This window comes from Comamonas sp. w2-DMI, from assembly GCF_040187735.1.
GTDB lineage: Bacteria > Pseudomonadota > Gammaproteobacteria > Burkholderiales > Burkholderiaceae_C > Comamonas > Comamonas terrae.
Genome location: NZ_JBANEL010000005.1, coordinates 130,479 through 155,470, shown reverse-complemented (window position 1 = coordinate 155,470; position 24,992 = coordinate 130,479). Strand labels below are relative to the sequence as shown.

At 68.2% G+C, this 24,992-nt stretch carries 24 protein-coding genes; 5 read left to right on the top strand and 19 right to left on the bottom strand.

The window, feature by feature from the left end:
- Positions 1–155: 155 nt before the first annotated feature.
- The 10 genes from V8Z74_RS07670 to V8Z74_RS07625 form a co-directional block, all read right to left on the bottom strand.
- Positions 156–1,610 carry an NAD-dependent succinate-semialdehyde dehydrogenase gene (locus V8Z74_RS07670; protein ID WP_349708758.1) on the bottom strand — a complete coding sequence of 485 codons (1,455 nt, stop codon included), beginning with the start codon at positions 1,608–1,610 and terminating at the stop codon, positions 156–158.
- 16 nt (positions 1,611–1,626) lie between these two features.
- Complete coding sequence (hpaH, locus tag V8Z74_RS07665) at positions 1,627–2,460, bottom strand: 2-oxo-hept-4-ene-1,7-dioate hydratase (protein ID WP_349708757.1); 834 nt, start codon at positions 2,458–2,460, stop codon at positions 1,627–1,629.
- Positions 2,461–2,463: 3 nt separating this feature from the next.
- Positions 2,464–2,904 (bottom strand): 5-carboxymethyl-2-hydroxymuconate isomerase, encoded by a 441-nt coding sequence (locus tag V8Z74_RS07660; protein ID WP_349708756.1) that lies wholly within the window; start codon positions 2,902–2,904, stop codon positions 2,464–2,466.
- Positions 2,905–2,914: 10 nt separating this feature from the next.
- Positions 2,915–3,835, bottom strand: a complete 921-nt coding sequence (gene hpaD / locus V8Z74_RS07655) for a 3,4-dihydroxyphenylacetate 2,3-dioxygenase (RefSeq protein WP_066474758.1) — start codon at positions 3,833–3,835, stop codon at positions 2,915–2,917.
- A 180-nt stretch (positions 3,836–4,015) separates the two neighbouring features.
- The gene (locus tag V8Z74_RS07650) at positions 4,016–4,990 is read right to left on the bottom strand and encodes a tripartite tricarboxylate transporter substrate binding protein (RefSeq protein ID WP_349708755.1); all 975 of its coding nucleotides are present in this window, start codon (positions 4,988–4,990) and stop codon (positions 4,016–4,018) included.
- Positions 4,991–5,067: 77 nt separating this feature from the next.
- The gene (gene hpaE, locus V8Z74_RS07645; RefSeq protein WP_349708754.1) at positions 5,068–6,525 is read right to left on the bottom strand and encodes a 5-carboxymethyl-2-hydroxymuconate semialdehyde dehydrogenase; all 1,458 of its coding nucleotides are present in this window, start codon (positions 6,523–6,525) and stop codon (positions 5,068–5,070) included.
- Positions 6,526–6,723: 198 nt separating this feature from the next.
- Entirely contained in the window at positions 6,724–7,701 is a 978-nt protein-coding gene (locus tag V8Z74_RS07640; RefSeq protein ID WP_349708753.1) for a Bug family tripartite tricarboxylate transporter substrate binding protein, read from the bottom strand.
- Positions 7,702–7,761: 60 nt separating this feature from the next.
- Positions 7,762–8,517 carry a fumarylacetoacetate hydrolase family protein gene (locus V8Z74_RS07635; protein ID WP_349708752.1) on the bottom strand — a complete coding sequence of 252 codons (756 nt, stop codon included), beginning with the start codon at positions 8,515–8,517 and terminating at the stop codon, positions 7,762–7,764.
- Positions 8,514–9,188: a fumarylacetoacetate hydrolase family protein gene (locus V8Z74_RS07630; RefSeq protein WP_349708751.1), complete on the bottom strand. Its 675-nt coding sequence runs from the start codon at positions 9,186–9,188 to the stop codon at positions 8,514–8,516. Before V8Z74_RS07630 ends, V8Z74_RS07635 begins: the two co-directional genes overlap by 4 nt.
- A gap of 167 nt (positions 9,189–9,355) precedes the next feature.
- On the bottom strand, positions 9,356–10,696 hold the full coding sequence (locus V8Z74_RS07625) for a D-amino acid dehydrogenase (protein WP_349708750.1): 1,341 nt from the start codon (positions 10,694–10,696) through the stop codon (positions 9,356–9,358).
- 85 nt (positions 10,697–10,781) lie between these two features.
- On the opposite strand from V8Z74_RS07625, the gene V8Z74_RS07620 reads away from it, so the two are divergent.
- Complete coding sequence (locus tag V8Z74_RS07620) at positions 10,782–11,714, top strand: LysR family transcriptional regulator ArgP (protein ID WP_349708749.1); 933 nt, start codon at positions 10,782–10,784, stop codon at positions 11,712–11,714.
- A gap of 105 nt (positions 11,715–11,819) precedes the next feature.
- On the opposite strand, the gene V8Z74_RS07615 is transcribed toward V8Z74_RS07620, so the two are convergent.
- Genes V8Z74_RS07615 through V8Z74_RS07605 form a run of 3 tightly spaced genes read right to left on the bottom strand, consistent with a single transcriptional unit; the run spans position 11,820 to position 14,138 of the window.
- A complete protein-coding gene (locus V8Z74_RS07615; protein ID WP_066474786.1) occupies positions 11,820–12,242 on the bottom strand; it encodes a universal stress protein in 423 nt (140 codons plus the stop codon).
- Positions 12,243–12,271: 29 nt separating this feature from the next.
- Complete coding sequence (locus tag V8Z74_RS07610; protein WP_349708748.1) at positions 12,272–13,150, bottom strand: metallophosphoesterase; 879 nt, start codon at positions 13,148–13,150, stop codon at positions 12,272–12,274.
- Between the two features lie 31 nt (positions 13,151–13,181).
- Positions 13,182–14,138, bottom strand: a complete 957-nt coding sequence (locus V8Z74_RS07605; protein WP_066474793.1) for a LysR family transcriptional regulator — start codon at positions 14,136–14,138, stop codon at positions 13,182–13,184.
- Positions 14,139–14,270: 132 nt separating this feature from the next.
- On the opposite strand from V8Z74_RS07605, the gene V8Z74_RS07600 reads away from it, so the two are divergent.
- Positions 14,271–14,714: a hypothetical protein gene (locus V8Z74_RS07600; protein ID WP_066474803.1), complete on the top strand. Its 444-nt coding sequence runs from the start codon at positions 14,271–14,273 to the stop codon at positions 14,712–14,714.
- Positions 14,715–14,889: 175 nt separating this feature from the next.
- Here V8Z74_RS07600 and V8Z74_RS07595 read toward each other — a convergent pair whose 3' ends face one another.
- From V8Z74_RS07595 to V8Z74_RS07570, 6 genes are all read right to left on the bottom strand, one after another.
- Positions 14,890–16,755 carry a phosphoenolpyruvate carboxykinase (GTP) gene (locus V8Z74_RS07595; protein WP_349708747.1) on the bottom strand — a complete coding sequence of 622 codons (1,866 nt, stop codon included), beginning with the start codon at positions 16,753–16,755 and terminating at the stop codon, positions 14,890–14,892.
- A gap of 327 nt (positions 16,756–17,082) precedes the next feature.
- Positions 17,083–17,208 (bottom strand): hypothetical protein, encoded by a 126-nt coding sequence (locus V8Z74_RS07590; RefSeq protein WP_281178764.1) that lies wholly within the window; start codon positions 17,206–17,208, stop codon positions 17,083–17,085.
- A gap of 136 nt (positions 17,209–17,344) precedes the next feature.
- Positions 17,345–18,544, bottom strand: coding sequence for a threonine ammonia-lyase (locus V8Z74_RS07585; RefSeq protein WP_066474809.1), 1,200 nt, complete (start codon positions 18,542–18,544; stop codon positions 17,345–17,347).
- Between the two features lie 185 nt (positions 18,545–18,729).
- Positions 18,730–19,485: a M48 family metallopeptidase gene (locus V8Z74_RS07580; protein WP_349708814.1), complete on the bottom strand. Its 756-nt coding sequence runs from the start codon at positions 19,483–19,485 to the stop codon at positions 18,730–18,732.
- A 140-nt stretch (positions 19,486–19,625) separates the two neighbouring features.
- Positions 19,626–20,579, bottom strand: coding sequence for a DMT family transporter (locus tag V8Z74_RS07575; RefSeq protein ID WP_502879476.1), 954 nt, complete (start codon positions 20,577–20,579; stop codon positions 19,626–19,628).
- A gap of 91 nt (positions 20,580–20,670) precedes the next feature.
- Positions 20,671–21,384 (bottom strand): helix-turn-helix domain-containing protein, encoded by a 714-nt coding sequence (locus V8Z74_RS07570; protein ID WP_066474820.1) that lies wholly within the window; start codon positions 21,382–21,384, stop codon positions 20,671–20,673.
- Between the two features lie 60 nt (positions 21,385–21,444).
- Between V8Z74_RS07570 and V8Z74_RS07565 the strand changes: the two genes are divergently transcribed.
- The 3 genes from V8Z74_RS07565 to V8Z74_RS07555 all read left to right on the top strand — a co-directional run bounded on the left by V8Z74_RS07565 (position 21,445) and on the right by V8Z74_RS07555 (position 24,987).
- Entirely contained in the window at positions 21,445–22,806 is a 1,362-nt protein-coding gene (locus tag V8Z74_RS07565; protein ID WP_245633317.1) for an AmpG family muropeptide MFS transporter, read from the top strand.
- 115 nt (positions 22,807–22,921) lie between these two features.
- Positions 22,922–23,668: a response regulator gene (locus V8Z74_RS07560; protein ID WP_066474826.1), complete on the top strand. Its 747-nt coding sequence runs from the start codon at positions 22,922–22,924 to the stop codon at positions 23,666–23,668.
- A gap of 95 nt (positions 23,669–23,763) precedes the next feature.
- A complete protein-coding gene (locus tag V8Z74_RS07555; RefSeq protein WP_349708746.1) occupies positions 23,764–24,987 on the top strand; it encodes an ATP-binding protein in 1,224 nt (407 codons plus the stop codon).
- Positions 24,988–24,992 lie beyond the last annotated feature (5 nt).

The window sequence follows — 24,992 nt, the reverse complement described above, 5'->3', positions numbered from 1 at the left end:
CGCTGCCCATGCAACTGACGCTCGCCAGACCAGGGCAGCCGCGCAAGGGCCGCCCCGCTGCGCTGGCTGAATCCCCCTTCCGTAGCGCGCGGCGCGTAGAGAGAGGGGGAAGGCGCGGGGCCGCCTAGGCGAAGCGACTCAGGGGGTGTTTCATCTCAATACCCCATGCACAGGTACTTGGTGCTCAGGTATTCCTCGATGCCTGCAGCGCCGCCCTCGCGGCCCAGGCCCGACTGCTTGACGCCGCCGAACGGCGCCACGGCCGTGCTGATGATGCCGCTGTTGATGCCCACCATGCCGTATTCGAGCGCTGCGCCCACGCGCCAGACGCGGCCCACGTCGCGGGCGTAGAAATAGGCGGCCAGGCCGTATTCGGTGTCGTTGGCCATGCGGATGGCCTCCTCCTCGGTGCTGAAGCGGAACACGGGCGCCACGGGGCCGAAGACCTCTTCCCTGGCGATGCGCATGCGGTCCGTGGCGCCGCCCAGGATGGTGGGTTCGTAGAAGGTGCCGCCCAGCGCCGAAGGCTTGCCGCCCGTGACCACCTCGGCACCCTGGGCCACGGCATCGGCCACCAGCTCCTCGACCTTGTCAATGGCGGCCTTGTCGATCAGCGGGCCCTGGGTGATGCCGGCATCGGCGCCGTTGCCCACCTTGAGCGCCTGCACCGCGGCCTTGAGCTTGGCCATGAAGGCGTCGTACACCCCGTCCTGCACCAGCAGGCGGTTGGCGCACACGCAGGTCTGGCCGGTGTTGCGGTACTTGGAGGCCATGGCGCCTTCCACGGCGGCATCCAGGTCCGCATCGTCGAAGACGATGAAGGGGGCATTGCCGCCCAGCTCCAGCGACATCTTCTTGAGCGTGGGCGCGCATTGCGCGGCCAGCACGCGGCCGACTTCGGTGGAGCCCGTGAAGGTGAGCTTGCGCACCGCCATGCTGGCCGTGAGCACGCCGCCGATGGCGCGCGCCGGACCGGTGAGGACGTTGAACACGCCGGCCGGCACGCCGGCGCGCTGGGCCAGCTCGCCCAGCGCCAGCGCCGACAGCGGCGTCTGCTGCGCAGGCTTGACGATGATGGTGCAGCCCGCGGCCAGGGCCGGCGCCACCTTGCGCGTGATCATGGCTGCCGGGAAGTTCCAGGGCGTGATCGCCGCGCACACGCCCACGGGCTCCTTGGCCACGACGATCTTCTTGTCGCTCCAGGGCGAGGGCACGGTGGAGCCGTAGACGCGGCGCGCCTCCTCAGCAAACCACTGCACATAGGAGGCCGCATAGGCGATTTCGCCGCGCGATTCGGCCAGGGGCTTGCCCTGTTCGGCCGTCATGATCTGCGCCAGGTCCTCCTGGTGCTGCATCAGCAGTTCGAACCATTTGTGCAGGATGGCGGCGCGCTGGTCGGCGGTGAGGGCCTTCCATTCACCGAAGGCGCGCTCGGCCGCCGCAATGGCGGCCTGGGTCTCGGTCTCGCCGAGCTCGGGCACGCTGGCCACCAGCTCGCCCGTGGCAGGGTTGTTCACGGCGATGGTGGCGCCGTCGCCGGCGGTCAGCCAGCGGCCGTCGATCAGGCATTGGGTCTTGAGCAGGCTGGGATCGCGTAATTGCAGAGCCATGGTAAATCTCCGTAATTCAGGTAAAGCGGAATTGCAGCGAGCCCAGCGGGCCGTAATCGGCCTCGAACACATCGCCGGGCTGGGCCGCCACGGGGCGGGTGAAAGAGCCCGCCAGCACGATCTGGCCGGGCTGCAGCGATTCGCCCCAGGGCGCGAGCTTGTTGGCCAGCCAGGCCACGCCGATGGCCGGGTGGCCCTGCACGCCCGCGGCAAGGCCGGTTTCCTCGACGATGCCGTTCTGGCGCAGTATGGCGCCGCACCAGGGCAGGTCAAGCGCCGCCGGCGCGGCGCGGCCGGCGCCGACGACGATGCCGGCATTGGCCGCGTTGTCGCTGATGGTGTCGAACACCTTGCGCATCGCCCTGGTGTGGCGGTCGAACTGCTCGATGCGCGCGTCGATGATCTCGATGGCCGGCGTCACGTACTCGGTGGCGGCCAGCACGTCGTCCAGTGTCACCTCCTTGCCGCCGGGCAGGCCCGGGCCGATGAGCGGCGCCTTGAGCACGAAGGCCAGTTCCACCTCCACGCGCGGCGCGATGAACTTCGCGGCCGCAATGTCGAGCACCTGGCCGGGCGTTGCGGTATGGAGCATGGAGTCCAGCAGCGTGCCGTAGTCGGGCTCGTCGATCTGGCTGGAGATCTGCATGGCGCGCGAGGTCAGGCCGATCTTGTGGCCTATGACCCTGCGGCCTGCCGCGATCTGCATGCGCACCCATTCGCGCGCGACGCGGTAGCCGTCCTCGACCGTCATGCCGGGAAAGCGCTTGGAGAAATGCTCGATCTGCTGGCGCGACTTCTCGCTGCGGTCGAGCTCGTGCGCGAGCTGGGTCAGAAGTTCTGCGGAAAACATGGCTTACTTTCTGGCAAACAGGGGGTGCAGGGTGCTGTGCTTGGCGTCATAGACCTGGCCCGGGGCCTCGTCGACCTGCACGGTCAGGCCCAGGTGCCTGCAGGGATGGTCGAACAGCGGCGCCAGATGCGCCCGGGCGCAGGCCAGCAGGGCATCGCCCGCGGCCTTCTGAACTGCGGGGGTGCGGCCCGCTCCCATGCGCAGGTTGATATAGACGAAGCCGTAGTCGCCGTCGCCGCCCGCGGCACGGCCCGCGGCGCCGCCGTCGGAGACCGCGTAATGCGGTGCCGGATAGGCATAGACGCGCGTGCCGCCCGTGGGAAAGACCTGGCTGCCGTCCTCGGCGCGGATGGTGAGCATGGTGTCGGCCATGCCGCGGCACAGGGCGCCCATGTCGGTCTGGGCTTCGAGGTTGCCGGTGTAGAGGATCACGACGTGGGGCATGCGGTGTCCTTCAGAGCCGGCCGGCCGGTGCAGCGGCACCGGCGCTGGCCTGGGGCGCGGGGATGGCGCGGCCGTCCTGCGGCGTGACGGGAAAGACCGCATTGATCTGCCCCGTGCCAGAGGCCGCGAAATACGGCGTGAGGATTTCGGCGCGGCCGTCGTATTCCGACCAGCCCAGGGCGCCCAGCAGCATGGCCGTATCGTGCATGAAGCCTTCGCCGTGGCCCTTGGCCGCGTACTCGGGCAGCATGCCGCAGAAGGCCTGCCATTCGCCGGCCTGCCACATGCGCACCACCTCGCGGTCGAGCTGCTCGAGGAACGGGCTCCAGATCCTGAAGGCGAAATCCGGCGCCTGCCCGTTCTGCGCAAAACGGTGCGAGAGCGAGCCGCTGGCCAGGATGGCCACGGTGCCGTCGTACTCGTCCTCGATGGCGCGGCGCATCGCCCAGCCCAGGCGGGCGCTGTCGCCGAGGTAGTGGGCCATGCACAGTGCGGAGACCGAGACCACCTTGAAGTGCCGGTCCGCATTCATGTAGCGCATGGGCACCAGCGTGCCGTATTCGGGGGCCAGCGTGGTGGCGTCGTGGGCCAGCGTTTCCACGCCCAGGCCGTTGGCTGCCTTGGCCAGCAGCTTGCCCAGCTGCGGGTTGCCGGGGAAGCCGTAGCCCATGTTGCTGATGAAGTGCGGCAGTTCGTTGCTGGTGTACAGGCCTTCGAAATGCGGGGCGCAGTTGATGTGGTAGCTGGCGTTGACCAGCCAGTGCGTGTCGCAGACCACGATGGTGTCCACGCCCAGGTCGCGGCAGCGCCGGCCGATTTCCTGCAGGCCGGCGATGGCGTCCTGGCGCGTGCCCTTGCGCGGCCCGTCCAGCTCGCTCAGGTAGATGGACGGAACATGCGTGACCTTGGCCACAAGTGCTAGCTTTCCCATGAGTTTTCCTTTCCAAATCCGCCGATCAGCGGTTCCGCGCGCGGCCCGCAAAATAAGCACGGCTCAAGCCAGGGACACCGAGCAAGGGCCGAGGCCGGCCGCGTAGCCCCGCAGCGCAGGTGTCGTCCCCTTGTTCCCCTGTTTCCGGGGAAGGCGCGTAGCGACTCAGGGGAACCATTGCTAACCCATGGTGATGTTGGCGCGGCGGATGATCTCGCCGTACTTGGCGATCTCGCTATGCACGAAGCCCGAGAACTGCGCGACCGAGCCGGCTTGCGAGACCACGCCGCTCTTGGCGAAGACCTCGACCACATGGGGCGAGGCCAGGGCCTTGTTGACCTCGGCGTTGACGCGCTGCACGACGGCTTCGGGCGTGCCCGCCGGAGCCAGCAGGCCCTGCCAGGAATTGGATTCCAGCGCCACGCCCTGCTCGGCCAGCGTGGGCACGTCGGGCGCGAAGCGCGAACGCTGGCGCGTGGCCATGCCCAGGGCGACGAGCTTGCCGCTCTCGATATGGGCGCGGAACTCCGACCAGTTGCCGAACATCACGCTCACCTGGCCGCCCAGCAGGTCGGTGAGCGCCGGGCCCTGGCCCTTGTAGGGCACGTGGACCATGTCCACACCCATCATCTGGCACAGCAGCGCCCCCGACAGGTGGGCCGAGGTGCCGTTGCCGAACGAGGCATAGGTCAGCGTGCCGGGCCTGGCCAGCGCGGCCTTCCTGAGGTCGGCCAGGCTCTTGAGCCCGCTGGACGGGTGGGTGGCCAGCACATGCTCGGACAGGCCCATGAGGGCCACGGGCTGCAGGTCCCTGGTGGTGTCATAGGGCAGGTTTTTGACCAGCGTCTTGTTGGCCGCGAAGCTGTTGGCCACGCAGACAAAGGTATGGCCGTCGGCCGGCTGCTTGGCCACGTAGTCCACGCCGATCACCGTGCCCGCCCCGGGCTTGTTCTCCACGATCACGGCCTGGCCCAGCTGCTTGCCCAGCTCGGTGCCGATCAGGCGCGCCACCATGTCGGTGGTGCCGCCGGGCGTGAACGGCACGATGATGCGTACGGGCCTGGCGGGCCAGCTGCCGGGCTGGGCCAGGGCCAGCCGGCCGGTGGCTGCCAGGGCGGCGGCCGGGCAGGCCTGCAGGAAGTGGCGGCGTTGCATGCTTGTCTCCTTTTATCGTGTTTTCAGGCGGCAGTGCTTGTGCAGAAAGCGCTGGCAGCTATCAAAATCGCAGGCGCTCATGCGCCCCAGTGCGGGATGTGGTGCGAGCCCATGGACACTGCCACGTTCTTGGGCTCGCAGAACACCTCGTAGCTCCAGGTGCCGCCTTCGCGGCCCGTGCCCGAGGCCTTGGTGCCGCCGAACGGCTGGCGCAGGTCGCGCACGTTCTGGCTGTTGACGAAGCACATGCCGGCCTCGATGGCCGCGGCCACTCGGTGAGCCTTGCCGATGTTCTCGGTCCATACATAGCTGGAAAGCCCGTACTGGATGTCGTTGGCCAGGCGTATGGCCTCTGCCTCGTCGCTGAACGGGATGATGCAGGCCACGGGGCCGAAGATCTCGTCCTGGGCGATCTGCATGCGGTTGTCCACGTCGGCGAACACCGTGGGCAGCACATAGTTGCCTTTTTTCACGCGCTCGGGCACCACGGGCGCGTCCAGGCCGCCACACAGCATGCTCGCGCCTTCCTTGCGGCCCAGCTCGATGTAGTGGCGCACCTTGGCCAGGTGGCCCTGGCTGATCATGGGGCCGACGATGGTTTTCTCGTCGAGCGGATCGCCCACGGTGATCTTTTTCGCGCGCTCCACGAAGCGGTCCACGAACTTCGCATAGATGCTCTTTTGCACCAGGATGCGGCTGCCGGCCGTGCAGCGCTCGCCGTTGTTGGAGAAGATCATGAACACGGCCGCATCCAGGGCGCGCTCGAAGTCGGCGTCGTCGAAGATCACGAACGGGCTCTTGCCGCCCAGCTCCATGCTGAACTTCTTGAGGCCTGCCGCCTGCACGATGCGGTTGCCCGTGGCCGTCGATCCCGTGAACGAAACGGCGCGCACGTCGCGGTGCGCCACCAGCGGCTCGCCGGCGTCCTTGCCGTAGCCATGCACGATGTTGAGCACGCCGGCCGGAATGCCGGCCTCCAGCGCCAGCTCGCCCAGGCGCGCGGCCGTCATGGGCGACAGCTCGCTCATCTTGAGCACGGCCGTGTTGCCGAATGCCAGGCAGGGCGCGACCTTCCAGGTGGCCGTCATGAAGGGCACGTTCCACGGCGAAATCAGCGCGCACACGCCCACGGGGTGGAACAGCGTGTAGTTCAGGTGCGTGGGCGTGGGGTAGGTGTGGCCGTCCACGCGCGTGCACATCTCGGCGAAGTAGTAGAAGTTGTCGGCCGCGCGCGGCACCAGCTGCTTGCCGGTCTGGGCGATCACCTGGCCGCAGTCGTTGGTCTCGGTCTCGGCTATCTCGGGCACATGCCGGGCGATCAGGTCGCCCAGCCTGCGCACCAGCCTGGCGCGCTCGGTGGCAGGGGTATGGGCCCATTTCGGGAAAGCTTGCTTGGCCGCGGCCACGGCGGCGTCCGCCTCGGCCGCACCGCCCGATGCCACCTCGGCCAGCACTTCCTGCGTGGCGGGGTTGACGGTTTCGAAGTAGTTCTTGCCGGCAACGGCCTTGCCGTTGATCAGATGGTCGATTCTCATCTCGTTTCTTTCTTCAGAACGTGTTCACGATCTCGGTTATCCATGGCGTAGCGCACCACCCAAGCCGCATCAAACTGGCGCGTTCCAGGCGAGGGCTGCGCCGGTAGCCCGTACGCCCCCTCCCATAGCGCGCAGCGCGTAGAGAGAGGGGCGCCCGGCTAGAGGGAAGCGGCGAAGCCGCTCAGGAGGAGCTTCATCTCAGTCCAGGCTGATGTTGCGGCTCTTGATGAGCGCATGCCATTTCTGCCGCTCGGCGTTGACGTAGGCCATCATGTCCGGTGCGTTGGTGGGCCGGGCCTCCCAGCCCGCGTCGTAGAGCTTCTGGCGCACGCCGGGGTCGCGCATGGTCTTCTGCAGCTCGGTGCTCAGGCGCTCCTGCACTTCGCGCGGCGTGCCGGCGGGCACGGCCAGGCCCTGCCAGGTATAGGCCTCCACGTTGGTGAAGCCCAGCTCCCTGGCCGTGGGCACGTTGGGCAGCTGGGGAATGCGCTCGGCCGACATGGCCAGCAGCGGCACGACCTTGCCGGCCTTGACGGCGCTGACGCCGCTGGGCAGGTCCAGCATCATCAGCGGGATCTGGCCGCCCATCAGGTCCTGCAGCGCGGGGGCGCCGCCCTTGTAGGGCACATGCAGCAGCGAGACCTTGGCTTCGCGCTGGAACAGCTCCAGCGCCAGGTGGTGGGGACTGCCCACGCCCGCCGTGGCAATGCTGTACTTGCCCGGCTCGCGCTGCAGCGCGGCGATCAGCGCCCTGGCATCGGTGAACGGGGTGCTGGGCGCGGCGGTGATGACCAGCGGCGAGCGGCCCATCATGCCCAGCAGCGCGAAGTCCTTCTGCGGCTCGTAATTGAGCTTTTTGTACAGCGCGCTGTTGTAGACCAGCACGCCGTTGTCGGCCGACAGCACGGTGTAGCCGTCGCCCGGCGCACGGGCCACGTATTCCGAGGCGATGATGGCGCCCGCGCCGGGGCGGTTGTCCACCACCACGGGCTGGCCCAGCTGCTGCGACAGCTGCGCGCCCGTGGTGCGCGCGAGGAAGTCGGTGCCGCCTCCCGCCGGGTAGCCCACTACCCAGCGCAGCGGCTTGGCGGGGTAGGTTTGGGCAGAGGTTCCGAAACTGGCACATGAGGCAGCCAGCGCAAGCAGCGCGGTGGCGAGGCGGAAATGGCGGCGCATGAGGGTTGTCTCCCGTTGTCGTGGTGGAAAGCTGGGGCTGCGGATGCCTTTTTTGGGGTCTCAGGCGGCGGCCAGGGTGTTGACCAGCGTGCCGATGCCGTCGATCTCGGTCTCGACCACGTCGCCGGCCTGCACGTTGACCACGCCGTCGGGCGTGCCCGTGAGGATGACGTCGCCGGCCTGCAGCGTCATGAAGGCGCTCAGGTACTCGATGAGTTCGGGGATGCGGTGGATCATGTCGCCCGTGTGGCCGCTTTGCGTGAGCCGGCCGTTGACGCGCGTGCGCAGGCCCAGCGCATGCGGATCGGGCACGTCGGCGGCATCCACCAGCCAGGGGCCGATCGCGGTGCAGGCATCGCGGTTCTTCACGCGCAGGTTGGGGCGATAGAAGTTCTCCAGGTAGTCGCGCACCGCATAGTCGTTGCACACCGTGTAGCCGGCCACGCAGGCCAGGGCATCGGCGGCCTTGACCTTTTTCGCCGTGCGGCCGATCACCACGGCCAGCTCGCATTCGTAGTGCATGAAGGCGGCGCCTGCCGGGCGCGGCGTGAAGCCGCGGTGGCCGACCAGGGCGTTCGGCCCCTTGAGGAACACCAGGGGTGCATCCTTGGCCGTGACCGTGAGTTCGCGCGACAGCTCCCTGACGTGGTCGGCGTAGTTCAGGCCCAGCGCGATGATGGTGCCGAACGCCACGGGTGGCAGCCATTGCACATCGGCTTCGGCCACGCTGCGGCCGTCGGGCAGCAGCACCTGGCCGTTCCCGCCTTCGGTGACCGCGAGCGTGCGGCCTTCGTGGATGATGCGTCCGTGCTTCATGCCAGCTCCTCCACCACGCTGTGGCGCAACACGCCCAGGCCGGGCACCTCGATGGCCACGGCATCGCCCGGCCGCGCCGTCGGCGCCCCTTCGCCGGGGCCGAGCAGCAGCACGTCGCCGGCGGCCAGCGTCATGAATTCACTCACGTCGGCGATCAGCCGCGCGGCAGGGCGCACCAGATCGGCAAAGCGGCGCTCGTAGACCGGCCGGCCGTTGATGGCGATGCGCAGGGTGGCGGCATCGATGTCGAAGCCATTGCCGGCCGGCACGAAGGCGCTCATGGGGCAGAAGCCGTCGCGGCAGCGCTGCACGATGGCCGGGCGGTAGTAGTTCTCGTGCGGCAGCGTCACGTCGCTGGCGATCACGTAGCCGGCCACATGGGCCATGGCCTGCTGCGCCGCCACGCGCGTGGCGGCCTGGCCGATCACCAGGCCGATCGTGGCGTCGATGCGCACCTCGCCGGGGTCGGCCGGTATGGCCACGGCCGCGCCGTCGCGGGCAAAGGTGTTGCGCGGCTTGATGTAGAGCACGGGAGCTTGGGGCGCGGCCTTGTACGGCGCGCTGCCGAACTGGGGCTCCAGGCGGGCGAGGGTGGCGCGGTCGTTGAGCAGCGCACCGTAGACGGTGCCCGGCGGCAAGCCGTGGTCCAGGGCAAGAGGCGGAATCTGCATGGTCGATATTTAATTAACATGGTAATTATTAAGGCAGCAACTACCGCCGTCAACAAGGCAGATACGGTGTTTTCCCGCGGTCTCTCCATGCATCGCGTGCCCCGGCGCGGTGCCCAAATGCCAAGGGCCGCGGCATGAACCGCGGCCCTTGGCGCAAAGAGGTGGCGTTATGCCCGGGCCGTCATGGCCGGCTGCGGCTGCAGGCCGCGCGTGCGCGGCAAGCCCACGAAGCCGAAGTCCAGCGCGGGCTGCTCGCCGCTGATCAGCGCGGCCAGGGCCTTGCCCGAGCCTGCGCCGTGCGTCCAGCCCAGGGTGCCGTGGCCCGCGTTGACCCAGATGCCTGCGGCTCCGGTGGCGCCTATGCAGGGAATGTTGGTGGGCGTGGCGGGGCGCAGGCCACACCAGAACTGCGGGTTGCCGCCTTCCTCGGGCAGGCGGGTGTCGCAGACGCCGGGCATCAGCTCCTCGATGCGCCGCACCAGCATGCGGCAGCGTGCGCGCGCCGTGTCACTGGACAGAGAGAGATCGAAGCCGCCGAGTTCGATGGTGCCGGCCACGCGCAGCGTGTCGCCCATGCGGCTCATGGCGATCTTGCGGCTGTCGTCGATGGCGGAGACAAACGGCGCCTTGTCGGGCTGCAGTATCGGCAGCGTGGCGCTGTAGCCCTTGCCGGGATAGATGGGCAGCTGCACGCCCAGGGGCTTGAGCAGCTGCGGCGTATACGAGCCGCAGGCCACGACGACGGCATCGGCGCCCAGCCAGCGGGCAGGGCCGCCCTGATTGCCGCGCACCTGCACATGGGCCGGCTTGCCGCTGCGCGCAGGCTGCAGCCCCAGGACCTGGTGGTCGTAGAGAAAGTCCACGCCCAGCGTTGCGCAGCGGCGTGCCAGCTGTTCGGTGAACAGGCGCGCATCGCCGCTTTCGTCGGTTTCAGTGAAGGTGCCGCCCGCAATGTGCTCGGCATAGGGCGTGAAGGCCGGCTCGATGCGCAGCAGCTCCTCGCGGCTGACCAGGCGGCGCTGCACGCCGTGGCGGCGCATCAGCTCCACGCCTTCGGCCGCCGCGTCGAAGGCCTGGCGGCTGCTGTAGAAATGGGCGATGCCGCGCTCCAGGCGGTGAAAGGCGATGCCCGTGCCGGCCACCACTTCCTTGAGCGCCACATGGCTGTAGGCGCCCAGGGCCACGATCTGCTGCACGTTGCGCGCGAAGGCCGCGTCGTTGCACTGGGCCAGGAACTGCAGGCACCAGCGCCACTGGGCCGGATCCAGCTGCGGGCGCAGCAGCAGCGGAGCCTCCTTGTCGAACATCCATTGGAGGGCCTTCCAGGGAGCCTGCCGGTTGGCCCAGGGCTCGCAGTAGCTGACCGAGATCTGCCCTGCGTTGGCAAAGCTGGTCTCCAGCGCCGGGCCGCTCTGGCGGTCCACGACGGTGACCTCGTGGCCGCGCTCGCGCAGGTGCCAGGCGGTGCTGATGCCGATGATGCCGGCTCCCAGGACGATGATGTTCATGGAGACCAGTGTCCGCACTCTTGTGGCTGTACAAAAGCACCATTAAATTTTCAGCAGATTCATCAGTTTGGCTAATGGAGTGCGTATGACATCCTGGGATCCCGCCGCGCTGGAATGCCTGGCCGCCATCGTCGAGGAGGGGGGCTTCGAGCGCGCGGCCGTCCGGCTGCACATCACGCAGTCGGCCGTGTCGCAGCGCCTGCGCACGCTGGAGGCGCAGATCGGCTCGGTGCTGGTGCAGCGCACGCGGCCCGTCAAGCCCACGAGTGCGGGCCGGCTACTGCTCAAGCATGCCAAGCAGCTGCGCCTGCTGCGCGCCGACCTGGCGCGCGAGCTGCAGGAGCTCGCGCCCCAGACCGGGCAGAGCCTGGCGGGCGAGACGATCTCCATCGCCATCAATGCCGACAGCATTGCCACCTGGGCCATGGAGGCGCTGGACGGGCTGGTGCGCGACGGGCTGCCGCTGGAGGTGGTGGTGGACGACCAGGATTTCACGCAGGAGCTGCTGCGCTCCGGCCAGGTCATGGGCTGCGTGACCACGCTGAGCCAGGCCCTGCGCGGCTGCGCGGTGCAGCCGCTGGGGGCCATGCGCTATGTGGCCGTGGCGTCGGCCGGTTTCGCGCGCGAGCGCCTGCCCGAGGGGCTCACGCGCAGCAACTGCAACCGGCTGCCGTATCTGTCGTTCAACCGCAAGGACGATATGCAGGCCGAGTTCGTGGCACGCTGCCTGGGCTTGCGCTCGGTATCGCTGCGCCAGCAGATTCTGTTGCCCAGCTGCGAGGCACAGCTGCGCGCCGTGCGCGCGGGCTGGGGCGTGGGCGTGCTGCCCGAGCTGCAGGTGAGGCCGGCGCTGGAAGCCGGCGATCTGGTGGATGTGGCCCCCGGCCATGCACTGGCCATAGACCTGTACTGGCACTGCTGGAACCTGGACTCGCGCGTGCTGGAGCGTGTGAGCAGGGCGCTGCTGCGCACGGCCAGGGTTCTGCTGGCGCAGCCAGGACGGGTCGAGGGAGAGTGAATTCCGATAGCTGGTTGCGCTTGCTCTATCTGGATTTCAGATGGCTTTGCCTTGGAAATCTAGATATGGAAAGCGCAGTCAGCTATCGTAAAAATAGCGCAGCGTTCAGCGCACCAGCAGCACGGGGATGGTGCAGCCGGCCAGCACCTGCGAGCTCACCGAGCCCATGACCAAGCGGCCCAGGGCGCCGTGGCCGTGCGTGCCCATCATGATGAGGTCGAACTTGCCGTTCTGCGCCTCCTGGATGATGGAATCCGCAATCGGCCCCACCTTGCTCACGCACTGCACCTGCACGCCGCGCGCCGTGAGGAAGTCGCGCACCGGATCCAGGATCTTGGCGATCTCCTCGTCGTAGTACTGCTCCACCACTTCCTTGCCCACGGCCGCGCGGGCGCGGGCCGGCAGCAGCGGCTGCACGGTGATGGCCGTGTACTCGTGGTGGGTGCCCAGCAGTTCCTGGTGCGAAGTCAGATAGGCCAGCATCTTCTGGGTGTAGGGGCTGCCGTCGACGGAAAGCAGAATCTTCATGCCAAGTCCTCCAGGTTGATGGAACCAGTCTACGAGCTTCGCTGCACAGAGTCTTTGTCTTGCCTCAAGTCAATTGTGGATACGGGCCGGAATCCCTGCTGCTCGCCCTTGCGCGCATAGCCCAGCGGATTGGCCACCACACGGCACTGCCAGGCCGAGCCGTCGGGCCGCAGGCCCTGGGCCAGATAGTCGCTGGGGCAGTGCAGGTGGCCGTGCAGCCACAGGTCGGCATAGGGCAGATAGTCGTCCATCACATTGCAAAAGCCCGCCGTGCCCGGCACCAGGCCGTAGCGCGGATCGGCGCTGCGCAGGCTGGGCGCGAAATGCGTGACGGCCACCGTGGGGCCGTCGAAGGGGCGGGCCAGCGCCGCGCGCAGCCAGTCCTGGCAGAGCAGGCATTCCTCGCGCATGGGCTCGGCCAGGAAAGGTTCGCCATGGCGCGTGCCCCCGGTCTTGGACAGATAGAAGTTGGCCGCGCGAAAGGCCTTCTCCCGCAGCCTGTGCAGGCGGGTGGGGTCGCTCACGCCTTCGTGCATGGCCATGGCGTCGAAGTCGCTCCACAGCGTGGTGCCCACGAAGCGCACGCCGTCCAGCACCGCGGTTTCGCGGTCCAGCCAGATCAGGCCCAGGCGCTCGCAGATGCGCTGCAGGCGCTCGCGTGCCGCATCGAAGTCCTGCATGTCGTACTCGTGGTTGCCCGGCACGAAGAGCACGGGCGCGGGCCAGCCTGCGTACTGGGGCAGCGGCGAAAAGCGCTCCAGCCCGAAGTTCTCGCCCTCCACCTGGCAGCCGCTCTGGTAGGCGCCGATATCGCCGGCCAGCACCAGCACATCGGCGCCCGGAGCGGGTTCGGCCACGAACCGGGGATGGACTTCGAGGTGCAGGTCGGACAGCAGCTGGATCTTCATGGAAAAGGAGTTTAGGGCCTTGGCCGGCCGCTCAGGGTGCGTGGACTGCGGCGGCGCGCGTCAGCGTTCTGAGCAGCCAGTCATAGGCCTGCGGGTGCGGGCCGCGGCGGCGCCACAGCGCATCCACATGCACGGGTGTCACGTCGAAGGGCAGGTCGCGCAGCACCAGCTGCTCCTGCATGCCGGTCACCGGCACGAAGTGGCGCGGCAGAATGGTCAGCAGGTCCGAGTCGATGACCACGCGGGCCGCGGTGAAGAACTGGTTGACCGTCAGCACCACCTTGCGCGAGCGGCCCAGCGAGGCCAGGGCCTCGTCGATGAAGCCGAAGGAGCGGCCCGAAAAGCTCACCAGCATGTGGTGGGCCGCGCAGTAGTTGTCCAGCGTGAGCTGTACCTGCTCGAGCGGATGGCCCTTGCGCATCACGCACAGGTATTCGCCTTCGTACAGGCGCCGGCTGTCGAAGGCCACCAGCGCGCCGGTCTGGGCACGGGCCGTGAGGTCGGCCAGCACGGCGGGAAAGTAGCCCACGGCCATGTCGGCCTCGCCGTCGTCGAGCAGCGGGCGCGGATCGCGCGTGGTCAGCGGCAGCACGCGCACGCTGATGCCCGGCGCCTCCTTCTCCAGGATCCGGTACAGCGGCGGGATCAGCGTGGCGGCCGTGGCATCGGCCATGGCGATCACAAAGGTGGTGTCGGCCGTGGCAGGGTCGAAGTCGTCGGGCACCAGCACGCCTTCGAGCTGCTGCATGGCTTCGCGCACCACGGGCCACAGCGCCTGCGCGCGTGGCGTGGGCTCCACGCCCTGGCCCTGGCGCACCAGCAGCTCGTCGCCCAGCACTTCGCGCAGCCGGCGCATGGCATTGCTCACCGCCGGCTGGGTGATCGACAGCTTGTGCGCGGCTCGCGTGAGGCTGCGTTCGGACATGACCTCGTCGAAGACGCGCAGCAGGTTCAGGTCCAGCGAGCGGAAGTTGATGGGTGGCGGCATGGCGATTGATACATCACTGATGTGAATGCTACAGATTCAAAATATAAATTTGAATGGATATGGGGTAAACCCTATAGTTACGTCATTCCCGCGGCATTCCGCCATAAGCGTTGGACCACAGGGTTATCTGCCATGAGCAACTTTATTTACAACTCCTACAGTGTCGAGCACCCCGGTGTGGTGCGTTTCTATCCCACCGACGAGCAGCGTCTGGCCGCGCAGCAGGCGCCTCGCCGCCACCGCTACGAGCCCGCGCCCCAGCCGCTGCTGACCTACCTGATCGCCGGCGCCGCCGTGCTGGTGGTGGTCTTCGCCGCCCTGTTCGAATCCGCCGAATCCTGGGGCAACGGCTTCCTGCTGAGCGCCTGGATGGTGCTGTGGGCCATCGCCTTCGCCGGCGTGGCACTGCTGTCCGGCCCGCTGCGCCGCACCTTCAAGCTGCTGGGCAACGGCTATCGTGCCTGGGTGCAGAGCCGCCAGCAAGCTGCCGCTGACGAGCGCATCTGGAACGCCGCGCTGCAGGACGCTCGCCTGATGGCCGACCTGGCCCGCGCCATGGACCGCCAGCGCCGCTAAGCACCGCGCTGCCCGTCTCGGAAAAAGCCGCTGCCTACCAGGCCGCGGCTTTTTTCATGCCGGCACGGTTTGCCGGCTGCAACGAAAAAGGCCCTGTGGCGCAATGCACACAGGGCTTTTTTGTGTTCCCGTTTCCGCGAAGGACCGCTCCCGGCCGGGAGCGGCCGCGCCGGTATCAGGCCGCCAGGCGCTCTTGCAGCCTGGCCTTGGTATCGAGCAGGGCCTTGGGCAGGTTGTAGGCCAGCTTGTCGAAATGCTCGCCGTGCAGCTTCATCTCCTCGGCCCAGGCCGCCGGATCGATGCTGGTCACGGTGGCGAACTGGGCGGGCGAGAACTCCAGGCCCGTCCAGTTGATCTCGGCATACTGCGGCGCGATGCCGAAGGCGGTTTCCTGGCCGGCGGCCTGGCCTTCGATGCGGTCGATCATCCACTTGAGCACGCGCATGTTCTCGCCATAGCCGGGCCAGACGAACTTGCCCTGCTCGTTCTTGCGGAACCAGTTGGTCGTGAAGATGCGCGGCAGCGTGGCACCCTGGCCGGCAATCTTGGCGCCCAGGTTCAGCCAGTGCTGGAAATAGTCGCTCATGTTGTAGCCGGCAAACGGCAGCATCGCGAAGGGATCGCGGCGCACCACGCCCTGGGCGCCGAACGCGGCGGCCGTGGTCTCGGAGCCCATGGTGGCGGCCATGTACACGCCTTCCACCCAGTCGCGCGCCTCGGTCACCAGCGGCACGGTGGTGGAGCGGCGGCCGCCGAAGATCATGGCGTCGATCTTCACGCCCTTGGGATCGTCCCAGGCCTCGTCCAGGGCCGGGTTGTTGGTGGCCGCCACGGTGAAGCGGGCATTGGGATGGGCGGCCTTGGCGCCGGTTTCCCTGGCGATCTGCGGCGTCCAGTCCTTGCCCTGCCAGTCGATCAGGTGCTCGGGCAGCTTGCCGGTATCGGCTTCCATGCCTTCCCACCACACGTCGCCGTCGTCGGTCAGCGCGACGTTCGTGAAGATCACGTTCCTGTCGAGGCTGGCCATGCAGTTGGGATTGGTGTGGTAGTTGGTGCCGGGCGCCACGCCGAAATAGCCGGCCTCGGGGTTGATCGCGCGCAGGCTGCCGTCGGCCTGGGGCTTGATCCAGGCGATGTCGTCGCCGATGGTCGTGACCTTCCAGCCTTCGAAGCCCTTGGGCGGCACCAGCATGGAGAAATTGGTCTTGCCGCAGGCGCTGGGGAAGGCCGCAGCCACGTGGTACTTCTTGCCGTCGGGCTTGGTCACGCCCAGGATCAGCATGTGCTCGGCCAGCCAGCCCTGGTCGCGGCCCATGGTGGAGGCAATGCGCAGCGCAAAGCATTTCTTGCCCAGCAGCGCATTGCCGCCGTAGCCCGAGCCGTAGCTCCAGATCTCGCGCGTTTCGGGGTAGTGGACGATGTACTTGGTCTTGTTGCAGGGCCAGGTCGTCGTGTCCTTCTCGCCGGCGGCCAGCGGCGCGCCGATGGTGTGCACGCAGGGCACGAACTCGCCGTCTTCGCCGATCACGTCGTAGACGGCGCGGCCCATGCGCGTCATGAGCTTCATGTTGACGGCCACATAGGCGCTGTCGGACAGCTCCACGCCCACATGGGCGATCGGGCTGCCCAGCGGGCCCATGGAGAACGGAACCACGTACATGGTGCGTCCGGCCATGCAGCCGTCGAACAGCGGCTGCAGTGTGGCGCGCATCTCGGCAGGGGCCATCCAGTTGTTGGTCGGGCCGGCGTCTTCCTTCTTCTCGGAGCAGATGTAGGTGCGGTCCTCGACGCGGGCCACGTCCGAGGGATCGGTCCAGGCCAGATAGCTGCCGGGGCGCTTGGCGGGGTTGAGCTTCTTGAAGGTGCCGGCATCGACGAGCTGCTGGCACAGCGCGTCGTATTCCTGCTGGCTGCCGTCGCACCAGTGGATCCTGGCGGGCTTGCACAGCGCGGCCATTTCGGCCACCCAGGCGACCAGCTGGGGATTCCTGACGTAGGCAGGCGCCTGGATATCCAGGACTTGGGTTGCGGTTGCGTTCATCGCGGAGCTTTCTTCAATTGAAAAACCAGTTTTCAAAGAAGCAGCGCCCGCGCTGCGCCTTTGGAAAATGGCTTGAAGACCGCGGCAAACCCATGTCCGCGTAGCCTGAAATCGGGTCTTCACTAGCCCTCAAAAGCGCAAAGCAGCCATGCATTCAACAGCGATGGTCCAGCCATTCTAGGGAGTGGGAAATTTCAGGACCAGCGCAAAAGCCACGATAAACAATGCATTTTTTGCATCAAAATATGCGCTGATTGGTATGAGGCACTTTGCGTCTGGGCATGAAAAAACCCGCCGGCGGCGGGTTTGTGCAGGGGCCTGGAGGTCTCAGGCCATGTGCACGGCGATGAAGGCCAGCAGGAACATCATGGCCGCCCCGACGGCGGGAATGACCACGGGAATGATGGGCACCACGGCATCGACGGCATCCTGGTGTTCCGGATCGTGGTTCATGGCGGGCTCATGTGACATGCGTGCAATGCTCCTGACGGCAGGTAGGGGATGGCGGGGTGGATTGCGGTCATTCTAGGCATGGCCTGCCCCCGGCCGCTAGGGGAAAGCCATGACGGGCGGTATCGCCGCGCGGGGCTCAGGCCGCGCTGACCTGCATGCCCGTGGCCTGCAGCGCCGCGATCACCTCGTCGATGTGGGCCTTGTTGCGGGTCTGCAGCACGAAGTCGATTTCCACGTTCTGCGCGGCCAGCATGGTGAAGGCGCGCTGGTGGTGCACTTCCTCGATGTTGGCGCCGGCGCCGGCCACGGTGGCGGTGATCCGGGCCAGCACGCCGGGCACGTCGCGCGCGCTGACGCGGATGCGCGCCAGCCGTCCCGAGCGCACCATGCCGCGCTCGATGATGGCGGCCAGCAGCATGGGATCGATATTGCCGCCCGAGAGGATGAGGCCGACCTTCTTGTCCCTGAAACGCTCGGGATGGCGCAGCAGCGCGGCCAGGCCCACGGCGCCTGCACCTTCGACCAGGGTTTTTTCGATCTCGAGCAGCATGAGCACGGCCTGCTCGATATCGCCTTCGTCGACCAGCAGCAGGTCGTCCACGCAGCGCTGCACGATGGCCTGGGTCACCGTGCCGGGCTGGGTCACGGCAATGCCTTCGGCGATGGTGGAGGTGCCCATGGGCAGCTCGGCCTGGCGCAGGGCATTGAACATGGACGGAAAGCGCTGGGTCTGCACGCCGACGACCTCGATGCCGGGGCGGACGGCCTTGGCCGCCGTGGCCACGCCGGCGATCAGGCCGCCGCCGCCGATGGCCACGACCAGCATGTCCAGGTCGGGCTGGGCCTCCAGCATTTCCAGGGCCAGGGTGCCCTGGCCGGCCGCAATGGCTTCGTCGTCATAGGGGTGGACAAAAGTCAGCTGCTGCTCCTGCGCGAGCTGGTAGGCATGGGCGCGGGCCTCGGCCAGCGAGTCGCCGTGCAGCACGACCTCGGCGCCGAAGCCGCGCGTGCGCTCCACCTTCACGCCGGGCGTGAAGCGCGGCATGACGATGACGGCCCGCAGGCCCAGGCGCTGCGCATGGTAGGCCACGCCCTGGGCATGGTTGCCCGCGCTCATGGCGATCACGCCGCGCGCGCGCTCGGCGTCGGACAGCAGCAACAGCTTGTTGAGCGCGCCGCGCTCCTTGAAGGAGGCGGTGAACTGCAGGTTCTCGAACTTGAGATAGACCTGGGCGCCCGTGATCTGCGAGAGCGTGCGCGATTCGACGCAGGGCGTCTGGAGCACGGCGCCTTGAAGGCGCCGGGCGGCGGCTTGGATGTCGGCGTGGGTCAGCATGGTGCTTGAAGGATCAGGCCTGGACGGTATGGGAGGAATAGATTGTCGGGCCTGGCACGGTTGTGGAGAGCTGCTTTGAAATCAGGAGCTGCCAGCGCTTGATTTTGAAAGGTTTCAGATCTCTTTGCATATGAAACTAATGGATATGGAGCGAAAAATGCTATCGAAAGAGAAATTGCCACCTGCTAGCGCCGGCGCGATTGCTCGTACAGCGGCATGACGCGCGGCACATTGTCCTCGAGCTGGCGTATGCGGTCCGGCCCCGTGGGGTGGGTGGACAGGAAGCCGATGCCGCCGCTGCCCGTGGCCTCGCCCATCTTGCGCCACAGCGAGACGGCCGCCTGCGGGTTGTAGCCGGCGCGCGCGGCCAGTTCCAGGCCCACGAGGTCGGCCTCGCTCTCGTCGTTGCGGCTGAACTTGAGCGTCAGCAGCTGCGTGCCCAGGCGCGCCGCGGCATTGCCCAGGTCGCCCAGGCCCAGCAGTTGCGCGCCCAGGGACAGGCCCATGCCCGTGGCCTGGCTCTTGGCCAGCTGTTCGCGCGAATGCTCGCGCAGCGCATGCGCCATTTCGTGGCCCATGACCATGGCGGCTTCGTCGTCGCTGAGCCGCAGCTGGTCGAGGATGCCGGTGAAGAAGGCGATCTTGCCGCCGGGCATGCAAAAGGCATTGATCTGCCTGCTGCGGATCAGGTTGACTTCCCAACGCCACTGGCGCGCGCGCTCGTTCCACTGCCCGGCGTAGGGAATCAGCCGCTGGGCGATGGCGCGCAGGCGCCGCAACTGGGCGTCGTCGCCGCTGGCCAGCGCGCCCTGGGCGCGCGCCTTGGCCAGAAGCTCCTGGTATTGCTCGGTGGCGGCGGTCTCCAGCGCCTGCGCAGGCACCAGGTTGCGCAGCAAGGAGGCGCGCCCCACATCGACCTGGGCCAGGGCCGGCGCTGCCATAGTTGCCAGGGCGGTACCGGCGAGCAGGCCCGTCAGCAGCTGGCGGCGTTGCCGGCAGGTGCAGCCGGCGGGATGGGATGCGGTGGGGTGCTTGGGCATGGGCGCAGTTTAGGGCGTGCGCCCATGCCCAAGCGTAGGTCTCAATCCGGAGCGCCGGCTTCGCGCATTTCCGCGCGCACCACCAGCCACAGCCCGCAGATGACGGCAGCCAGGCCCAGCACGGCCCACCAGGCCGGGCGCTCGCCCACCACGGCCAGCGACAGCGCAAAGGCCGTGATCGGCTCGGCCTTGCTCAGGGCCACGCTCGTGGCCACGGACATGCCGCGCAGGCCCATGGAAAACAGCAGATAGGCACAGCCCGTGGCCACCACGCCCAGATAGGCCACCACGGCCCAGCCTTCGGGCGTGGTGTGCAGGGGGCCGCCCAGCAGCGCCGCACATGGCAGCGACAGCAGGGCGGCGCAGCCGAACACCCGGGCATTGGCGCGCGCCACCGGGCCTGCGCGCACCAGGGCCTGATTGGCCAGCGCATAGGCCGCATAGGACATGCCGGCCAGCAGGCACAGGGCCATGCCGTGCCAGGGCAGTCCGCCTGCCGCGCCGGTCGATGCCAGGGCCATGACGATGCCGCCGCTCACCCCTATGCAGGTGCCCAGCCACCACAGGGCTGCGGGCCAGCGCTTTTGCACGGCCGCCTGCATGAAGCCGGCCCAGATGGGGCCGCTGCCTATGGCCAGGGCCGTGCCCAGCGCCACGCCGCAGACGCGCACGCCGGCAAAGAAGCTCAGGTTGTAGACGGCCATGCACAGGCCGCAGAAAAGGATGCGGGGTCCCATCCGCGAGGTGGGCTGCCGCGGCTGCGCTATGCCGGCCTGCGGCCGTGCGCAAAGCGCCAGTCCCCCGAAGAACAGTGCGGCCATCAGCATGCGCAGGCTGCCCACCCAGTAGGCGGACAGGTCGCCTGGCGCAAAGTGCTGGGCCGTGCCCGTGGTGCCCCAGAGCATGGCGGCCAGCAGCACCAGGCCTACCGGCCCCAGGCCGGTGGCAAGGGAGATGGTGGACGGTGCAGGATGCGTAGAGGTGTGGGTGGACATGGTGCCCCGATGTTGCGGCCACGCGTCGCGGGCAAATGTCGAGAGACTCTGGAACTGCGCGCTGTGGCGCGGGCTTTGTCCAGCTTCGCGATCATGCGCCGCGCGCTGCCTCGCGCAGCTGGCGCGAGGTCATGCCGCGCTCGCGCCGCAGCGCATAGGCCAGTGCGCTGGCCGAGGCATAGCCGCAGCGCAGGGCCGTGGCTTCCAGTGCCGCGCCGCGGGCGAGCTGGCGGCTGGCCGCATCCAGGCGCAGCGTGCGCACCCAGGCCTGCGGAGTCTGGCCGGCCAGCTCCACGAAGCGGGCGTGGAACTGTGCCACGCTCAGGTGCGCGCATTGCGCCAGCCGGGCCGTGGGCCAGCTTTCGTGCAGCGCCATCTGCACCTGCTGCTGCAGCTGCTGCAGGTCGATGCCGCGGCGCGCCAGCAGCGAAGGCGCCTGCAGCACCAGGGCCATCTGCGCGGCGGCCGACAGGTGGGAGACGGGAAAGCGCAGCGGCGGCGGCACGGCGAAGCGGCGCAGCCGGTCCAGCCCCGCGGCTTCGGGGGCGTCGATCACGAAGACCCGGGTCTGGGGCGCCGCCAGATAGCCGTGGCCGGTGCCGGCGGGAATCACCATGCCGCAGGCTGCATCGACAAAGCCGGGGCGGCCGTCGATTTCCAGCTCCATGCGCCCTTGCAGCGCGAACAGGATCTGCGCGTGGTCGTGGGCATGGGCCTCGTGCTCGCCGCTGTACCGGCGCACGGAGACCTGGGCCTCGCGCAGCGCGGGGCGGGAGGGTGCGGAGTCGGAGCGGTCGGATGTCATGGGCGGCGTGTGCCATGGTAGCGGCAACCGATAATGGCCGCTGCCGCAAGCTTCACGACCATGACCGAGCCGTCTTCCCCATCTTCCTCCTCCGCATCCTCCGAAACGCAAGACCGCGGCAACCGGCGCAGCTGGGCGCAGGCCCTGAAGATCTATGCCGAGCCCACCAGCCTGCGCATGCTGGCGCTGGGTTTTTCGGCGGGCCTGCCGCCGCTCCTGGTACTGGGCACGCTGGGCTTCTGGCTGCGCGAGGCCGGCATCGAGCGCAGCACCATCGGCTATCTGAGCTGGGTGGGCCTGGCCTACGGCTTCAAGTGGGTGTGGTCGCCGCTGGTGGACCGGCTGCCGATTCCGCTGCTCACGCGTCTGCTGGGGCGGCGGCGCAGCTGGCTGCTGCTGGCCCAGGGGCTGATCATGGCCGGCCTGCTGGGCATGGCCTTCAACGATCCCCGCGCCGCGCTGCATCCGCTGGTCTGGTGCGCGCTGGCCGTGGCTTTCGGCTCGGCCACGCAGGACATCGCCCTTGATGCCTACCGCATCGAGTCGGCCACGGTGGAGGACCAGGCCGCGCTGGCGGCCACCTACCAGACCGGCTACCGCCTGGCCATGATCTGGGCCGGCGCCGGCGTGCTGTGGGTGGCGGCCCAGGTGCAGGGCGATGCCAAGGGCTATGTGGTGGGCGCCTGGAGCGTGGCCTATATGGCCATGGCCGCCAGCATGCTGGTGGGCGCGCTCACGGTGCTGCTGTCGCCCGAACCCCGCCCCCGGCCGCTGCCGGCAGCGCGCAATCTGCGCGAGTGGCTGCAGGGCGCGCTGGTTGCGCCGTTTGCCGACTTCGTCAGCCGCTACCGCTGGCAGGCGCTGCTGCTGCTGGCGCTGATCGGCCTGTACCGGGTCAGCGACGTGGTCATGGGCATCATGGCCAATCCCTTCTATGTGGACATGGGCTACAAGAAGGAAGAGGTGGCCGCCGTCACCAAGGTGTTCGGCGTGGTGATGACGCTGCTGGGCGGTTTTGTCGGCGGCTCCATGGCCGTGCGCTGGGGCGTGATGCGCGTGCTCATGCTGGGCGCCATCCTGTCGGCCGCCACGAACATGCTGTTCGCCTGGCTGGCCACGCGCGGCCACGACCTGACGGCGCTGGTCTGGGTGGTCAGCGCCGACAACCTGGCCGGCGGCATCGCTTCGGCGGCCTTCATCGCCTATCTTTCGGGGCTGACCAATGTGCAGTACTCGGCCACGCAGTACGCGCTGTTCAGTTCCATGATGCTGCTGGCGCCCAAATGGCTGGCGGGGTTTTCGGGCACGTTCGTCGATGCCTACGGCTATGAGGCCTTCTTCCATGCCACGGCGGCCATGGGCATTCCCGTGCTGCTTCTCATCTATCTGGCGTCCAGAGTCAAAACGGCCGAAAGCGATTGATGGGCATGCGTATCCAGCTATCGTTTTGAGGTTTACCCAACTTTACCTGGGCGACAAGCGGGGCTGACGCGGCCGTGGGAGCATGGAAGGGAGGAGTCCCAACCGAGGCGCGAGCATGACTACACTGCCCCCTATGAGCACGCATCAACTGCTGATGATTGAAGACGACACCCGCCTGGCGCAAATGGTGGGTGATTACCTGGGCAACAACGGGCTGGAAGTCGCCCACATGGCCGACGGCAAAAGCGGGCTGGAGCGCCTGCAGCCCGCCGATGGGGGCTCGGCGCAGCTGCCCGACCTGGTGATCCTGGACCTGATGCTGCCCGACATGGACGGCCTGGAAGTCTGCCGCCGCATCCGTGCCATGTCCGGTGCCGCGGCCCAGGTGCCGGTGCTGATGCTGACGGCCAAGGGCGATCCCATGGACCGCATCATCGGCCTGGAGATCGGCGCCGACGACTATCTGCCCAAGCCCTTCGAGCCGCGCGAACTGCTGGCGCGCATCCGCGCCATCCTGCGCCGCAAGGGCAGCGACGGACCGGCGCCCGCATCGGCGGCCATGCGCTTCGGCAGCCTGGAGATCGACCGGGACGCGCGCACCGTGACCGTGGCCGGCCAGAGCTGCGACCTGACCTCCTACCAGTTCGACCTGCTGGTGGCGCTGGCCGAACGCGCGGGCCGCGTGCTCACGCGCGACCAGATCATGGAGGCTGTGCGCGGCCGCGAGCTGGAGGCGTTCGACCGCTCCATCGACGTGCACATGGGCCGCATCCGCGCCGCCATAGAGGCCGATCCCAAGAACCCCAAGCGCATCCTCACCGTGCGCGGCGTGGGCTATGTTTTTGCAAAGCAGCAGGATTAGCGCCCGCTGGGCGCGCTGCGCGGGACTTGCTGGTAGCCCGTGTCTGATGCAGGCGGGCCCAAGCCGCGCCCCGGGACAGCGATGGAGTTGAGTGAATGAAGCTGCTGCATGTTTTTTCCCAGCGCCTGTATCTGCGCATCTGGCTGGCCGTGGTGGGCGGCGTGGCCGTGCTGACGCTGACCGTGGCCTGGGCCTGGAAGATCGCCGACGAGCAGCGCGTGCAGAACAATGCCGCGCCGCCGGCGCGCGAGATCGTGCTGCGCAACGCGCTCGGCGAGGTGGTCACCGAAGGCCGGGCCTCGCGCATTCCAGGGCCGCCCGGCGAGGGCCTGCGCTTCGAGATCGCGGGCTCCGACGGCCAGACCTACGAGCTGCGCATGGCGCCGCGCGAGCGCCGCGAGGGGGGCGGGCCTTCCTCGCGCGACGGCGCCGTGGCCTTCTGGCTGCGGCCGCCGTTCGGCTTTCTGTGGATGCTGGGCCTGGTGGGCGTGGCGGTGGCGATCGGCGTCTTTCCCATCATCCGGCGCCTGCTCAAGCGATTGGAAAACCTGCAGCGCGGCGTCAAGCGCTTTGGCGAGGGCGATCTGTCGGTGCGCGTGCCCGAGCACGGGCATGACGAGGTGGCCGATCTGGCCCACCAGTTCAACGCGGCCGCTGCGCGCATCGAGGCCCTGGTGACCTCGCACAAGTCGCTGCTGGCGAACGCATCGCACGAGCTGCGTTCGCCGCTGACCCGCATCCGCATGGGGCTGGAGTTCATGGGCGAGGATCCTGTCAGCGCGCGCGCCAAGTCCGAGATCCAGCGCAACATCAACGAGCTGGACCAGCTGGTCGACGAGATCCTGCTGGCCAGTCGCCTCGACACGCGCGAGGTCGATGTGGGCACCGTGGAGTCCGTCGATCTGATCGGACTGGCCGCCGAGGAGTGCGCGCGCATCGGCGCCGAGCTCGAGGTGCAGGCCGGCGGCGCGCTGGAGGTGCAGGGCATTGCCAAGCTGCTGCGCCGCGCGATGCGCAATCTGCTGGAAAACGCGCGCCGCTACAGCCAGGGCGATATCACGCTCATCCTGTCGCGGCAGCATGCGCAGGCCGTGATCCGCGTGGAAGACCACGGGCCCGGCGTGCCCGCGGCGCAGCGGGAGCGCATCTTCGAGAAGTTCTACCGCCTGCCCGGCGCCAGCGAACGTTCGGGCGGCGTGGGACTGGGCCTGTCGCTGGTGCGCTCGATTGCCGAACGCCACGGCGGCAGCGCGCGCTGCGAAGGCCGCCTGGACGGCCAGGGCGGGGCTAGCTTCGTGCTGAGCCTGCCCCTGGTCTGAGCCCG